Source organism: Convivina intestini, assembly GCF_003096575.1.
GTDB classification, from domain to species: domain Bacteria; phylum Bacillota; class Bacilli; order Lactobacillales; family Lactobacillaceae; genus Convivina; species Convivina intestini.
The window spans coordinates 26,394-40,479 of the sequence record NZ_QEKT01000004.1; the positions used below are offsets into that span (position 1 = coordinate 26,394).

15 protein-coding genes and 1 tRNA gene are annotated in these 14,086 nt (G+C 42.1%); 5 read left to right on the top strand and 11 right to left on the bottom strand.

The window, feature by feature from the left end:
- Positions 1 to 4 precede the first annotated feature (4 nt).
- The 8 genes from C7384_RS04265 to C7384_RS04300 all read right to left on the bottom strand — a co-directional run bounded on the left by C7384_RS04265 (position 5) and on the right by C7384_RS04300 (position 8,508).
- Positions 5 to 1,030: an ABC transporter permease gene (locus tag C7384_RS04265; RefSeq protein ID WP_089939068.1), complete on the bottom strand. Its 1,026-nt coding sequence runs from the start codon at positions 1,028 to 1,030 to the stop codon at positions 5 to 7.
- 9 nt (positions 1,031 to 1,039) lie between these two features.
- Positions 1,040 to 1,957 carry an ABC transporter permease gene (locus C7384_RS04270; RefSeq protein ID WP_089939070.1) on the bottom strand — a complete coding sequence of 306 codons (918 nt, stop codon included), beginning with the start codon at positions 1,955 to 1,957 and terminating at the stop codon, positions 1,040 to 1,042.
- A gap of 62 nt (positions 1,958 to 2,019) precedes the next feature.
- The gene (locus C7384_RS04275; RefSeq protein ID WP_089939072.1) at positions 2,020 to 3,666 is read right to left on the bottom strand and encodes a peptide ABC transporter substrate-binding protein; all 1,647 of its coding nucleotides are present in this window, start codon (positions 3,664 to 3,666) and stop codon (positions 2,020 to 2,022) included.
- Between the two features lie 111 nt (positions 3,667 to 3,777).
- The gene (locus tag C7384_RS04280; RefSeq protein ID WP_089939074.1) at positions 3,778 to 4,437 is read right to left on the bottom strand and encodes an amino acid ABC transporter permease; all 660 of its coding nucleotides are present in this window, start codon (positions 4,435 to 4,437) and stop codon (positions 3,778 to 3,780) included.
- A gap of 10 nt (positions 4,438 to 4,447) precedes the next feature.
- On the bottom strand, positions 4,448 to 5,089 hold the full coding sequence (locus C7384_RS04285) for an amino acid ABC transporter permease (RefSeq protein WP_089939076.1): 642 nt from the start codon (positions 5,087 to 5,089) through the stop codon (positions 4,448 to 4,450).
- Between the two features lie 2 nt (positions 5,090 to 5,091).
- The gene (locus C7384_RS04290; protein WP_089939078.1) at positions 5,092 to 5,955 is read right to left on the bottom strand and encodes a transporter substrate-binding domain-containing protein; all 864 of its coding nucleotides are present in this window, start codon (positions 5,953 to 5,955) and stop codon (positions 5,092 to 5,094) included.
- A gap of 48 nt (positions 5,956 to 6,003) precedes the next feature.
- Positions 6,004 to 6,741, bottom strand: a complete 738-nt coding sequence (locus C7384_RS04295; RefSeq protein ID WP_089939080.1) for an amino acid ABC transporter ATP-binding protein — start codon at positions 6,739 to 6,741, stop codon at positions 6,004 to 6,006.
- A gap of 210 nt (positions 6,742 to 6,951) precedes the next feature.
- Positions 6,952 to 8,508 (bottom strand): ABC-F family ATP-binding cassette domain-containing protein, encoded by a 1,557-nt coding sequence (locus C7384_RS04300; protein ID WP_089939082.1) that lies wholly within the window; start codon positions 8,506 to 8,508, stop codon positions 6,952 to 6,954.
- A gap of 89 nt (positions 8,509 to 8,597) precedes the next feature.
- On the opposite strand from C7384_RS04300, the gene C7384_RS04305 reads away from it, so the two are divergent.
- Both C7384_RS04305 and C7384_RS04310 read left to right on the top strand, forming a co-directional pair.
- Positions 8,598 to 8,927 carry a VOC family protein gene (locus tag C7384_RS04305; RefSeq protein WP_089939084.1) on the top strand — a complete coding sequence of 110 codons (330 nt, stop codon included), beginning with the start codon at positions 8,598 to 8,600 and terminating at the stop codon, positions 8,925 to 8,927.
- A 67-nt stretch (positions 8,928 to 8,994) separates the two neighbouring features.
- Positions 8,995 to 9,067 (top strand) — tRNA-Lys (locus C7384_RS04310).
- 85 nt (positions 9,068 to 9,152) lie between these two features.
- On the opposite strand, the gene C7384_RS04315 is transcribed toward C7384_RS04310, so the two are convergent.
- Positions 9,153 to 9,749, bottom strand: coding sequence for a helix-turn-helix domain-containing protein (locus C7384_RS04315; RefSeq protein ID WP_165806776.1), 597 nt, complete (start codon positions 9,747 to 9,749; stop codon positions 9,153 to 9,155).
- A gap of 140 nt (positions 9,750 to 9,889) precedes the next feature.
- Positions 9,890 to 10,828 (bottom strand): ribokinase, encoded by a 939-nt coding sequence (gene rbsK, locus C7384_RS04320; RefSeq protein ID WP_089939087.1) that lies wholly within the window; start codon positions 10,826 to 10,828, stop codon positions 9,890 to 9,892.
- 182 nt (positions 10,829 to 11,010) lie between these two features.
- Here rbsK and rpiA point away from each other — a divergent pair, with 182 nt between their 5' ends.
- On the top strand, positions 11,011 to 11,658 hold the full coding sequence (gene rpiA / locus C7384_RS04325) for a ribose-5-phosphate isomerase RpiA (protein WP_089939089.1): 648 nt from the start codon (positions 11,011 to 11,013) through the stop codon (positions 11,656 to 11,658).
- A 60-nt stretch (positions 11,659 to 11,718) separates the two neighbouring features.
- Positions 11,719 to 12,204 carry a DUF805 domain-containing protein gene (locus C7384_RS04330; RefSeq protein ID WP_207771556.1) on the top strand — a complete coding sequence of 162 codons (486 nt, stop codon included), beginning with the start codon at positions 11,719 to 11,721 and terminating at the stop codon, positions 12,202 to 12,204.
- A 73-nt stretch (positions 12,205 to 12,277) separates the two neighbouring features.
- Here C7384_RS04330 and C7384_RS08120 read toward each other — a convergent pair whose 3' ends face one another.
- Entirely contained in the window at positions 12,278 to 12,430 is a 153-nt protein-coding gene (locus tag C7384_RS08120; protein WP_165806773.1) for a hypothetical protein, read from the bottom strand.
- A gap of 89 nt (positions 12,431 to 12,519) precedes the next feature.
- Here C7384_RS08120 and C7384_RS04335 point away from each other — a divergent pair, with 89 nt between their 5' ends.
- The gene (locus C7384_RS04335) at positions 12,520 to 14,070 is read left to right on the top strand and encodes a multicopper oxidase family protein (protein ID WP_089939092.1); all 1,551 of its coding nucleotides are present in this window, start codon (positions 12,520 to 12,522) and stop codon (positions 14,068 to 14,070) included.
- Positions 14,071 to 14,086: the final 16 nt, after the last annotated feature.

Here is a 14,086-nt window from a genome sequence, read left to right on the forward strand (position 1 = left end):
CGCTTTACTCCTCACTCGATCGTGGATCAAATGCATCCCGCAACCCATCACCTAATAAGATAAAGGCTAATGAAACAATCACCAAAATTGCCGATGGAATCAAGATTTGGTAGGGATAGAATTGCAGCATATTTTGGGCATCCGAAATTAATGATCCCAATGAAGCGGTTGGTGGCTTAACGCCCAAACCAATGGCTGACAAAACTGCTTCAAAGATAATGGCACTGGGCACGGTCATCATAATTTGAACAATAATTGTTCCTGTCATATTAGGAATTAAGTGTTTCAAGGCAATTTTAACAGGACTTTCCCCTAAGTTTTGGGCGGCCAGGACAAAGTCTTGTTCCTTCAGGGATAGGGTCATACTCCGAACTAACCGAGCCATGTTCACCCAGTTCGTCAAAGCAATGGCAATAATAATAGAAGTAACCCCACTTCCCAAAACCAAGGCTAACATGGTCACAACAACCAAGTTGGGGATAGAAGAGATGATTTCAATGATTCGTTGCATGACCATATCAACCCAACCACCGCGCCAGGCCGAAAAGACACCATAGGAAACACCGATTAACAAATCAATAAAGGTGGCTGCAATCGCAACCAACAAGGAAATTCGTAAACCAACGATTACTCGTTTAGCAATCGAACGACCCAAAGTGTCAGTTCCAAAGAGATAGTGCTGACTCACGTCATTTTGCTCGTAAGGATTAGTGGTATCACTAGAGACCGGTTGCTTACTTTGACCGTTCCAACCCGGAATTGGCAATCCAATATTAGGAGGCAGATTCTTATAACGTGTGACTTCATTGGTATTAAAGGCATTAGCTTGATTTTGGCTCACAAAGAAGCTGGAAACCATGGCAAAGAGCAACATACCAATCAACAGCCACATCGAAACTACGGCAACTTTATTCTTTTTCAAACGCCGCCAAGCATCCTGCCAAAAGGAAAGGGTGGGCTTATTAATGTTTTCTCCGGCATGCTGGTTCAGGATACCAACAACGGCAAATGCTTCATTCATTTTTGTCATGTTGGCCTCCTATTGCAAACGAACGCGCGGATCAACAACCGCCGTCAAAACATCAGTAACTAAAATCATAAACATCAACATCGCCGCATAGACAATCGTAGTACCCATAATAACTGGGAAATCCTTGGTCGGAATCGAACTCACAAATTGCTGACCAATTCCCGGAATAGAAAAGATATTTTCAACCAAGACCGATCCGGTCAATAAGTTAGCTGCCATGGGCCCAATCAAAGTCAAAACTGGGATCAAAGAATTGCGATAAGCATGGTGATTGACTAATTCCTTATCGCTTAAACCTTTAGCTCGAGCGAGCTCAATATAATCAGAATGAAGTGCTTCAATCATTTCTGATCGTACAAATCGGGCCGTGACCGCTGCAGGTGCTGCCGCTAAAGCTAAAGTAGGCAAAACTGTTTCTGAAAAAGAATCTCCCCAACCAGAAACGGGGAACAACTGCCATTCGTAACCAAATAAGTATAGTAAAGCAATGGCAATAATAAAACTTGGCATTGCAATTCCTAAGGTTGAAAAAATACCTAAGGTGCCATCTAACTTACTATTTTGATGGCGGGCCGATACTGATCCTAGCCACAATCCTAGAACCAAACCAACAACCAAAGCCTGCAAGCCCAACTGGGCTGAGATTGGCAAACGCTGGCCAATCAACATACTAACGGATTGGTTTTGATATTGGAAAGAGGTCCCCAAATCACCATGAAGCGCATTGACCAAATAAGTTAGATACTGTTGCCATAAGGGCTTATCCAAACCATAGGTTTCATTCATCTGAGCAATTGCTTGGGCGGATAGATGCGGATTATTAAAGGGGGTTCCTGGCATAATCTGCATCAGGAAGAAGGTTAATGTGATAACAATCCACAAGGTAAATAGTAAGATTATTAATCGTTTTAAAATATATTTAGCCATTGATTAAGTCCCTAATTGAAATAAGAATTGACGGACGTCAATTCTTATTTCACTATTTATAATTACTTGTCACTACGGTAAGCATGCGTCAAATCAATTGGAAGACCAGTTGAATTCATAACCACATTCTTAACGTTTGGACGAACTAGATAATAAGCATTCCATGAACCCAACGGATTAATGTTGGCTTGATCCTTCAAAGCGGCTTCGGCAGTTTTGAAATCATTACTACGAGCTGCGGGATCATTGGCATCGCTACCATCCGCTTTGGTAATCGCATCAATGTAAGTTTGGTTCTTAAATTGACCATCATTGTTTCCAGCAGTAGGTGACTTAAAGAGATCATAGAAGGTTGAGCCATCAGGATAATCCCCGTTCCAATTGTTCAATACAATATCAAAGTTTTGATTCTGTTGATCTTGTATACGTTGCTTAAATGGAACGAACTTTTCGGTCACGCTAATACCCTTCAAGTTCGATTCCCAAGCCTGCTTTAGATAATCAACGTAATTCTTAGTGATTGGTGTATCGGCATCACCCAACAGCGTTACATCCATCTTAGTTTCGCCGACTTCCTTCAAACCTTCAGCAAAGAGTTGACTAGCCTTATCCTTATCATACTCGTAACCTGGATTCACAAAGGCAGCCAAATCTTGACCGTTAGCGGCCTTAGTCAAGTTATTTGATACTAATCCCGTGGCCGTGTCAAAGATTCCACCGGAAGCCTGCTTAGTAGCTTCTGCCCGATTAGTAGCCATATTCAAAGCCTGACGAATTTTGTCATTAGCCAAGAACTTATTTTTACCAGTTTGGTTGTATTCAAGGTAAGTACTGGCAGCTTGAGGCACCTTGGTTACATCCTTGTTATTTTTGTTGGCCTTATAAATTTCTGGCGAAGTATAAACACCAGCCCGGTCAATTTCACCCTTCTTATAAAGTTCAACCATCGTTTCCGGCTTCTTAACTACCTGCCAGTTAACTGTCTTAGTCTTAACATTTTTGGCATCCCAGTAGTTATCATTTTTAACCATCTTGAACTTATTGTTAGTACCATTCCAGCCTTCCAACTTATAGGGACCAGAATAAAGTTGCTTTTCAGCAGTGGTCCCATACTTAGAACCCTGCTTTTCCACAAAGCTTTGCTTTTGCGGCATAAAGTTAGCAAAAGTTAAGAGAGATTCAAACTGTGGCATAGGATTATCTAACTTAAAGGTAATCGTATCCCCATCGGCACTGACCCCCAAGTCACTGACTGGCTTTTTACCGGCCATAATGTCATCGGCATTTTGAACACCCGAAGCTAGATAAGCATATTGAGAGGCGGTCTTAGGATCGACAATCCGTTGCCAGGAATAAACAAAGTCCTTAGCCGTCAGACTGGAACCATCAGACCATTTTAGACCACTACGCAAATGGGCCGTGTAGGTTTTTCCGTCTTCAGAAACATCAATTGACTTAGCTAAATCCGGAGCCGGTTTCCCATTGGCATCCATACGTAACAGATTAGAGCCAGTATTTCCAGCAATTGTATTGGAATATTGATCTGTTCCTTTAGATAAATCCAAAGTTTGAATTTCCGATTGTAAACCATAATTCAAAGTGGTCTTATCTTTACTTTTATCAACGCCCCACCAGCCGGCGGCTCGCGTTCCCCCAGCCACAACTAATACTGCTGCTGCAGCCAAGGTCCATTTCTTCCATGTTTCCATTGCGAATCCCCCTCGCTTATCTTTTCATGCTTACAACTCTATCACATTATTTTACCATTTTCAAATTTTTCTATAATAAAAAAGCGATAGATGTTATTCTAACGCCCTTTCTTATGCTAATTTTTTATCGAACCACTTGGCAATTAAAGATAGACCATAATTCAACAAAAAGTAGACAACAGTCAACATAACCAAGACCGGTACGATATAAGTTGAATTTTGGGCATAAACGATTTGTCCTCGATAAGTCATTTCGGCTAAGACAATTCCAGATGCCAAACTCGTATCCTTAACCAAAGAAATTAACTGAGAAATAATCGGTGGAATCATTTTTTTATAGGCCTGGGGCAAAATGATATACCACATCGTTTCCATGTTATTTAAGCCATTAGCCCGAGCTCCTTCAAATTGCCCAATATCAATCGATGCTAAACCACCTCGGACAATTTCAGCCAGCATAGCCGACTCAAAAGTACTCATGGCAATCACCGTTGCCAAGAAGATTGGTAGGTGAACACCAATTCGTGGCAAGGCAAAGTAAACAAAGAAGATAATCAACAACAGTGGGAGGTTACGAATAATATTGTTAATCGTACCCACAAAACTCGAAAAGTATGGCATCTCTTCAAATTGAATAATCCCAATCACTGATCCGACAATTAAGCTAATAATGACCGAAATCACGGAAACACCAACAGTAATTGCTAATCCGCCCAGGAGATAATTAATGTTATCACCAGAAAAGGCACTTAAAATTCCTAATGTTACCATCATATCCTCCTTAAGCCTTCGCCTTTAGGCGTTTTTCCAGATACTGCATGTAATAACTTAATGGCAAGGTCAATATCAGGTAGAAAATTCCAACGATGATATAGGCAGTGAAGGTATCAAAAGAGTTAGCAGCAACCATATTTCCTTGATACATCAAATCCAAACCGCCCACAAAAGCCAAAATAGATGAGTTTTTAACTAAGTTAATAAACTGATTACCCAATGAAGGCAGCGCCACTCGAAAGGCTTGCGGCAAAACGATATAGCGCATGGCCTGGCCAAATTTAAGCCCATTAGCCCGTGCCCCCTCCATTTGTCCAGCCTCAATTGACAAAATTCCGGCTCGAACAGTTTCAGCAATAAAGGCTGAGGTATAAAGGGTTAAGGCGATTGTCCCAGCGGTAAAGCCATTCATCTTGACTACCTTGGCCACGGCCAAGTATAAGAAGAGCGTGATAATCAAAAGCGGAATATTCCGGAAAACCTGGACATAGATGTTGCCGACAATCTGCATCCAACGTTGCGGCATCACCTGCATAATGGCAAAAAGGGTTCCCAATACCATCGAGCCTATGAGGGCAAAAATACTTGATAACAGCGTATAGCCAAATCCCTGGCAAAAGGTTGAAAAATAATTTTGTAATAATGCCATGCTTAGACCTCCAAATCATGCCAGTCTAAACCGGGTACCTGGCTAAACCACTTCTCAATCAACTGGTTATAAATTCCATTTTGCTTAATCGTTGCTAAAGCACGGTTGGCTTGATCAACCATCGGCTTTTGATCCTTATCAAAGGCAATGCCGTAAGGGCCGTTGGTGAAGTTTCCACCAACAATTTGATAATCAGGATTTTCGTTCGCAAAACCATACAAAATGGCATTATCAGTTGACATTGCCTGTCCCTGTCCAGCCTTTAAGGCTTGCATAGCTGAGGCATAGTCTTGCAGGGCGACAATATTAGCCTTAGGTGCAAATTTCTTGGTTTCCTTAGCCGCTGTAGTACCAACAACAACCAAAATCGTGTACTTGGCATCATTCATATCAGCGATGCTGTGGATACCTGATCCTTTTTGAACCAAAATCGACTGACCAGCATTAAAGTAAGAATCCGTATAATCAACCACCTTAGCTCTTTCCGGCGTAATGGTCATGGTCGAAACCGTACCATCAATATTAGTATTCTTTAAAAGTTGAATTTTAGAGGCCGTTGAAACCGGTACATACTCAGCTGACATTGGTACGCCAGTTTGCTTAGACATTTGCACCGTTAATGCCTTAGCAATATCGACATCAAATCCAACCGGGGTAGCGGTTTTAGTATCCATCAAACCAAACAACTTCGTATCAGCCTTGACACCCCAAATGATTTTCCCTTGTTTTTCAACACGGGTTAAAGTGTCCTGGTGTTTTGCATTTTTTTCAGCGGTGGCAGTGGCCCACATGAGACCCAAAATCAAGGCCGCCGCTAAAATAATTGTGGCGATAATCCCAAATCGCCTTTTTTTAGCTTTTTCCATTTTACCTTCCCTCAGACACATCCATTACTGCAACGACAATTTCAGCAATTAGTGATTAGCCACTTGACTTAAGAACTTCTGGGCCCGTGGCTCACTTGGCTTTTCAAAGAACGAAGCCGTTGAACTGTCTTCTAGAATTTGACCATCGGCCATAAAAATCACGCGATCAGCAACGGCCTTAGCAAAGCTCATTTCGTGAGTCACAACCAACATGGTCATGGAAGAATCAGCCGCAATATCACGCATAACATCCAACACATCACCAATCATTTCTGGGTCAAGGGCTGAAGTTGGCTCATCAAACAACAGGGCCTTAGGCTTCATGGCTAGTGAACGAGCAATTGCAATTCGTTGTTTTTGTCCACCAGATAATTCGCTAGGCATATTAGTGGCCTTATCAGCCAAACCAACCTTTTCCAACAACTCCATGGCAATCTTTTTGTTTTCCGCTTCATCTCGCTTTAAGACTAAGCGCGGAGCCAGCATGATGTTTTCAATCGCCGATTTGTTGTTGTAAAGATTAAAGTGCTGGAAAACCATCCCCACGTTCTTACGAATTTTATTCATATCCGTTTTAGGATCATGTAAATCAAAACCATCGACCAAAAGCTGACCTTGTTGAATCTCTTCCAAACCGTTAACCGTTCGGATTAAGGTTGACTTTCCTGATCCAGAGGGGCCAATCAAAACAACCGTTTCACCGGCATCAATTTCCAAGTTGACGTTCTTTAAAGCGTGAAAATCACCGTAGTACTTTTCCACGTCCTTGAATTCAATCATTGACATATGTATTCTCCTCAATATTCCATTAATAACAGCAGAATCTTTTCGTACCATTCTACTGAAGCATGCCAAATCGCATAGATTATAGGTCATGTTTTATGACATGATACCACTAAAATGCCCATTAAAATTTAATCTAACCCTAATTTTATAATTCTAAAGAAAAAACCGCCAACAAGGATGGCGGTTAAAATCAAAGAAATATCACATTAATTAGTCATCTTCTTTTTGATGGCTGAGCGCAGCCACATCTAAGGTTTTATCAGCCAAATCAGCCGTAAAACTACTTTCGTGGGAAACAATAATTGCATTCCCAGGGAAAGCGGTAATCGCCCGGTGGAGGGCTTGTTTAGTGGTTTCATCCAAATGGTTAGTCGGCTCATCAAGAATCAAGAAATTACTAGGCTTCATTTCCATAATTGCTAACTTAACCTTGGTTTGTTCTCCTCCAGATAACTGGAACAGCGGTTTTTGAGCATTTTCAGCATTAATACCAGCACCAGCCAAGCGCGTCCGCAGTTCTTTGGGTTGAATGGTTGGAAAGAGATCTTGCATCACTTGCAAAGGCGTTTGCTGATCATTTTCCCATTCCAAATCCTGATCAAAATAGTTCACCACAGCCGAAGGTGAAAATTCAGCCCGACCATTCAAAGCCGGAATTAACCCTAAAATAGACTTAATCAAGGTTGACTTACCAGCCCCGTTAAAGCCACGGAAGACTAACTTTTCCTCAGTCGTAATGGAAAAAGTTACCGGCTCCAAAATTGGTTGTTCATACCCCACCGACAAATCCGTCACCGTCAAAGCATTGGCCGACTGTGTTTCAATATAAGGGAAGCTAAACTTAGCCACCGGATTCCCAGATGGTGGATCAACTCGGTCCATTCGGGCCAGCATCTTCTCACGCGACTTAGCCTGCTTCGAGGTTGAAGCACGGGCCTTATTTTTAGCAATAAATTTCTCGGCCTTTTCAATCTCAACCTGCTGCTTTTCATATTGACGCAGCTGTTGTTCCGCCCGCTCTTCCTTTTGGTGCATGGCCTTTTTAAAGGAACCACGATATTTAGTGATTTTACCAAAGGAAACGTCGATAATCGCATTGGTAACCCGGTCGAGGAAATCAAAATCATGCGAAATAATCATGGCAGCGCCAGGAAAATCTTGCAAAAAGTCCTGCAACCATTCAATATGAGCCACATCCAAATAGTTGGTTGGCTCATCTAAAATGATTACATCATCGTTTTCCAACAAAAGTTTAGCCAAGATAACTTTGGCACGCTGGCCACCCGACATTTGCTCAAGTTCACAGTCACGGCCGATTGCCTCTAGACCCAAACCAGTAATGACCCGTTCAATCTCGGTATCTAAGCCGTAAAAGTCAGCCGCATCCAATTCTTCTTGCATGCGTCCAGCTCTTTCCAGCAACTTATCATCCATGGTTTCAGCGTACTGCTCATATAACTGTGTCGCCCGCTTTTGCTTGTCATATAGGTCCTGATAGGCGGTATGCAAAAAATCAACCAGGGTCATACCCTCTGGAATTTCGGCATACTGGTCCAAATAACCAATCTTAAGCCCTTTCGCCCAATCAATCCGGCCAGCTAAGGGCAAGACCTGTTGGGTCAAAATCTTAATCAGAGTTGATTTACCGGCCCCGTTTTGGCCGACAATCCCCATATGCTCACCGACTTGGAGTTCAAAATCAGCGTCTTCGTATAAAGTTTTTTCTGCGTAGGCCATTGTGAGCCCACTTACCTCTAATAATGCCATAAGTACTAGTCTATCACAGTTTTTTGAAAGTCACATGCCAAGCCGGTACAATAGAAGTAATCGCATATTAAATATCAAAGGTATAATCCATGAAACCACGTAAATTAAATCATAAAACCATTCCAACCCAAGACCCTGATCGAGCTTATCGTTTTTGGCGCGATGTCTTTGATATTCCCCAAGCTGGGCCTAGCAATCAACGCCACTTACGCTTGGATCAGGAGGATTTAACTTTTGTAGTTGGTCCGGCTCAAAATCATTTTGAATTATTAGCCCGTGATCATCAAGCTAGTCTCCGTCAGCATTTGGCCAATAATTTTGTGCCAATTCTAAAAACCGAGGAGCGTTATGGTAACAAAATCGCCTTGGTAGTCAATGATTCAGAGGGCAATCAAATTACCATTGAAGTTAATCAATAAGAATTTTAATAAAAAGTTATTGCATGTAGGTGATTTGCATGGTACAATACTCTTTGTTGTAAAAGCTGGTCAGCTAGCTCAGTTGGTAGAGCAACGGACTCTTAATCCGTGGGTCCAGGGTTCGAGCCCCTGGCTGACCACTAATAAAAGGACATCGCAAGGATGTCCTTTTTTGCTGTCTTATTTTTGAATGCCAACTCCCTTAAATTCGGGAAGTTTTTTATTTTACCAAGGCAATAGCCAAACTAATAATAGTATCAGCGTGTACTGCAATAGGTATAAACCTAAACCACCAATATTACGCGGGTTCAAATTAACCCCAAAGCGCATGACACTGCCCTTATGACTTGGCACTCGCTGTAACCACAACGGTTCGGGATATTGGGGCCGAATTAATAGATAGTTATTAACCATCGGTACAAAAGCCATTAATAGGAACAAAAAGCTCAGTAGACAACGCATCCACAAGGGTCCTTGCCACTTGCATATGAAATCGGCAACTATGACGCCGATTAAGCTCGCCAGTATCACCAAGCTGATAGCCTGCATAACATTGCTAATGCGCTGTTTGCTAGCCTGCAAATCTTGTGCCTCCTGATTACATTCTTCCAAAATACGTGGCTCCTGTTTTAATAGGTTATCCAATGAAAGCTGATACATTTCACTTATTTTAATGATGCTCACTAAGTCCGGCATCCGCTGATTATTTTCCCAGTAGGATATAGCCTGGCGACTCAGATGTAATTGTTGCGCCAAATCTTCCTGGGTCATCCCCCGCTCTACTCGCTGGTTCTTAATAATTTCGCCAATTGATTGTGCCATATTGGTCACTCCTTTCATAAGTTCATTTTTATTATGATAATTAGCACCAAATTTTGCTGTCACAATCCGTTGCAACGGTGATATTCTACCCTTTTCCAATAAAAAAAGTCCGTAACCGGACTTAAATCAAATTCAGTAAATTAATCTTGATGTGCCTCTAAAACAACTCGGACTTCATCTTCAACTGGGATACTGTCCTGGGCACCCGGACGACTGACCGTTACTGAAGAGGCCGCAGCACCATAAGTCATGGCTTCAACCAAATTATCTAAGGTCGGATTGAGACGGGTTACCAAGGCCCCGATGAAGGTATCACCGGCTGCAGTTGTATCAACAGCATGGGTTTTAAAGGCAGGTACGATGTCACAGTGACCATCTTTATTCATATAGAAGGAACCCTGCGAGCCCAAAGTAATAATCACTGTTTTTAGACCAAGCTCGGCGTAATATTTAGCATTGGCTTCCATTGAGGCACGGTCACTAATTTCAATACCGGTCAATAGGTAACTTTCATGCTCGTTAGGGGCAATGATATCAGTTAGCGCCAGCAACTCTTCGGGCAAACCACCCTTTTCTGGCATTGGAGCAGGGTTCAAAACTGTCGTCACCCCATGCTGACGGGCAATCTTAAAGGCTTCGATTGTGGTGGCAATCGGTGTTTCCAACTGGGCAACCACAAAGGCTGATTCAGTAATCGCTGATACTTGGGCGTGGACATCTTCCACTGATAGTTCTGCATTAGCCCCAGCGTAAATATAAATAATATTATCACCAGTTTCTTCTGAAACCGTGATATAAGCTTGCCCGGTTTGACTTTCTTCAGAAATCACCACACAACTGGTGTCCAAATTAGAGCTTTTCATATTTTTTTCAATATCAAATTCAGGTCCGACCTTAGTAATCATGTGGGTCGTTGCACCGGAACGTGCTGCGGCCACCCCTTGATTTAATCCCTTACCACCCATCATGGTGACCACGTGTTGGTCAGTTGTTAAGGTTTCCCCGCTGGTCGCAAAACGCGGTACTTTTACAACTCGATCAATATTAGTTGATCCTAAAATGGTTACTATCTTAGGCATGAAATTGCCTCCTTGATTAATTTTTGCTTGTGAAAAATAATTTTAACAGCTTTATTATATCAAATTAGCGATTATCCAGCTATCAGCCAGCCGTGACTTGTACAGCTAGTATAGTCATGTTTTTGCTTAATTTCTGCTATACTGTCAAAGTAAACTAGCATTAATGGGGGGACTTTTTAAAAATGGATAATGGCAAATTAGCAGCGGCCAAACAAGCATTGGATTATATGCCAAATCAAGGTGTCATCGGACTCGGATCAGGATCAACTGCTTCAATATTTATTGAATTATTATCGCAAAAGGTTCAAGCCGAACAACTAGATATCATGTGTGTAGCAACTTCAACTCAATCACAAAAACTAGGGGCCCAATTAGGGCTCAACGTGGTTGATATTGATGAAGTTGATCGGATTGATATTACGGTTGACGGGGCCGATGAAGTTGATCCTGACTTAAACGGCATCAAGGGGGGCGGAGCTGCATTATTATTTGAAAAAATTGTGGCCTTAAACTCTAATCGAAACATTTGGGTCGTTGATCCCAGCAAAGAACACAAGCGCTTAGGTCAATTCAAACTCCCCATCGAAGTCATTAAGTTTGGTTCCCACCACCTCTATCGCCACTTTGAAAAGCTGGGTCTATCGCCAAGCTATCGCCAGACCAACGGAGAATACCTACTAACCGATTCCAACAACTACATCATCGATGTTGATGTTAGTGGAGTTGACGATTTAACAGCGCTAGCCACTCAATTAGACCAATTAACTGGCGTGGTTGAACACGGTCTCTTCTTAAACATTTGCGATGAACTAATCGTAGGTGGTCAATAAACCGTCTAACATTTTAGGCCTATATTTTAAAAAATAAGATTGGATTATCTCATGATTTCAATGACAAAAGCATTTAAAAACTATTGGAGAAACTACTTTAATTTCAGTGGGGATGCCACTCGGGCTGAATATTGGTGGATGGTGATTTGGAGTTTCCTCTTTACCATCTTATGGTCAGCAGCCGGCACCGCCGTGGCCTATTATCATACCAGTGCCGTTAAAAAATTGATTGCTGCCACCGACTATACCCGACTCAACTTACCCCCAGCTGTCATGGCTTGGATGGGCATCACCGTCTTTGTTGGCTTACTACTGGTCATTCCTTCCTTAAGCTTGGAAGTTCGGCGCTTACACAACACTGGCCTAGCTTCATTTTGGGTTTGGCTATTAGTTTTAGCTGATTTATCAACTAAAATTGCGACTGAATTTGTCAACAGCATGCCTTTAACCATTGCAACAACCATTTTGTCACTAATCATTTTCATTTTGATTTTGATACCATCTAATTTCTTTGAATACGCCCACATCATTGGCCGTGATCGATAATAAAAACCAAAAATGCTATGAACCCCGAGATTTAATTCCAACAAGCTTCGGCGTTCATAGCATTTTTAGTAACTTAATTTTTTGAAAATAGACAGTAGACCGATTCCACTAACATTCCAATGGACATCAGGTACATGGCATTCATTCCTTGATTATTTATCAACAAATATAAGGTATACACCCACAGCAAGGCCAAAATGGCATGTAAAATTTTATTAAATTTCATCATTTCCTCCTCTCACTAAGATAGATGATAGCACAAGCATTTATTCAACCCAAACTGTTGTATACTACAGGCGTAGAAGGAGGAGAATTATGTCAACAAAATCTACACCAATTTATGATAAGTACTTTTTCAATGAGAGTGCCTACGACTATCACGATGGTGGCTATGTACCCCTGGAAGTTTACGATTCACCGGCAGTGCCCCTGAATATTCCAGCGCTACTCAAGCCAGATAGAGAGACCGATACTGACGTCTGGATGACGGTCCACGCTCAACCGGGCGAGACCCAAATTTTGCCGGGTGAAAAGACCAAAACCTGGGGGTATAACCAGAGTTTATTGGGGCAAACTGTTGTCTTTCGTAGCGGAAAAACCTACCACGTTACGCTAAAGAACAGTCTACCTGAATTGACTACCTTCCATTGGCATGGTTTGGATGTCCCCGGTCCCTTTATTGATGGCGGCTGTCATGCCCCAATTTATCCTGGTCAACCCAAAGAAATCACTTTTAAAGTTGATCAACCAGCTGCAACAACCTGGTTGCACGCCCATCCTTGTCCTTTAACCGGCTGGGATGTTTGGCATGGTTTGGCTGCCATGGTTTATATCAAAGATGCCCATGAGGACAGTCTGCCATTACCTCGTAATTATGGTGTCGATGACATTCCCGTTGTTTTGCAGGATCGTCGTTTCCACGAGGATAACCAGTGGGATTATGACGCTGATTATGACCCTGATGGTACCGCTGGGCCAACCGCACTGATTAATGGAACTGTTAATCCAGTCTTTGATGTTACTACGCAAAAACTACGGTTACGTTTCTTAGACGGAGCCAACCGGCGTGAATGGCGCTTACACCTTTCAGATGATTTGGTCATGACCCAAATTGCTTCGGACGGTGGTTTATTACCTGAACCAGTTAAATTAACCAAATTAATGATTACCTGTGCTGAACGAGCTGAAGTTCTTTTAGACTTTAAAGATTATAAAGCCGGTGACCAAGTTATCCTTTACTCGGATGACACACCAATTCTAACCTTTAATATTAAGGACTTTGCTCCCGATAATACCGTTTTACCGGATCAATTAGCTGAAATTACCTATCCAGATGTTGAGCCAAATGCCAATATTCACCAAGTAGTTCTGGCTGGAACCGATGAAGAAATCACCATTAACGGTCGTAAATTTGGCATGATGCGGATTGATGACCGCCAGCAATTAGGCGTCACTGAGTACTGGGATATCACCAATACCAATGACTGTTGCGGTGGTATGTTGCACCCTTACCACATGCACGGTGGCTCCTTCCAGATTGTTTCTCGTAATGGTCAAGCGCCTTATCCCAACGAAATGGGTTATAAGGATACGGTCAGTGTCAATCCTGGTGAAACTGTCCGAATTAAAATGCGCTTCAATTACGCTGGGGTCTTTATGTATCACTGCCACATCATTGAACACGAAGATGGCGGTATGATGGCTCAAATGCAGGTTTGGACACCAGATGATCCCCATAAGAAGTATGATTTGATGGAGATGGATACTTTAATGAACGCCTTAGCCGAAGAACGAGGCTGCAAGGTAGATGAATTAGTGATTAAGAGCCTAGATTCCTACAAGAAGATGGGCATGGATATGTGTTAAAAAATTAATTAGTTTT

Coding starts and splice junctions, on each gene's coding strand:
- C7384_RS04280 (WP_089939074.1), bottom strand. CDS start 4,437: ATGGTAACATTAGGAATTTTAAGTGCCTTTTCTGGTGATAACATTAAT.
- C7384_RS04330 (WP_207771556.1), top strand. CDS start 11,719: ATGACAAAAGCATTTAAAAACTATTGGAGAAACTACTTTAATTTCAGT.
- C7384_RS04270 (WP_089939070.1), bottom strand. CDS start 1,957: ATGGCTAAATATATTTTAAAACGATTAATAATCTTACTATTTACCTTG.
- rpiA (WP_089939089.1), top strand. CDS start 11,011: ATGGATAATGGCAAATTAGCAGCGGCCAAACAAGCATTGGATTATATG.
- C7384_RS04275 (WP_089939072.1), bottom strand. CDS start 3,666: ATGGAAACATGGAAGAAATGGACCTTGGCTGCAGCAGCAGTATTAGTT.
- C7384_RS04295 (WP_089939080.1), bottom strand. CDS start 6,741: ATGTCAATGATTGAATTCAAGGACGTGGAAAAGTACTACGGTGATTTT.
- C7384_RS08120 (WP_165806773.1), bottom strand. CDS start 12,430: ATGAAATTTAATAAAATTTTACATGCCATTTTGGCCTTGCTGTGGGTG.
- C7384_RS04315 (WP_165806776.1), bottom strand. CDS start 9,749: ATGGCACAATCAATTGGCGAAATTATTAAGAACCAGCGAGTAGAGCGG.
- C7384_RS04285 (WP_089939076.1), bottom strand. CDS start 5,089: ATGGCATTATTACAAAATTATTTTTCAACCTTTTGCCAGGGATTTGGC.
- C7384_RS04300 (WP_089939082.1), bottom strand. CDS start 8,508: ATGGCATTATTAGAGGTAAGTGGGCTCACAATGGCCTACGCAGAAAAA.
- C7384_RS04265 (WP_089939068.1), bottom strand. CDS start 1,030: ATGACAAAAATGAATGAAGCATTTGCCGTTGTTGGTATCCTGAACCAG.
- rbsK (WP_089939087.1), bottom strand. CDS start 10,828: ATGCCTAAGATAGTAACCATTTTAGGATCAACTAATATTGATCGAGTT.
- C7384_RS04335 (WP_089939092.1), top strand. CDS start 12,520: ATGTCAACAAAATCTACACCAATTTATGATAAGTACTTTTTCAATGAG.
- C7384_RS04305 (WP_089939084.1), top strand. CDS start 8,598: ATGAAACCACGTAAATTAAATCATAAAACCATTCCAACCCAAGACCCT.
- C7384_RS04290 (WP_089939078.1), bottom strand. CDS start 5,955: ATGGAAAAAGCTAAAAAAAGGCGATTTGGGATTATCGCCACAATTATT.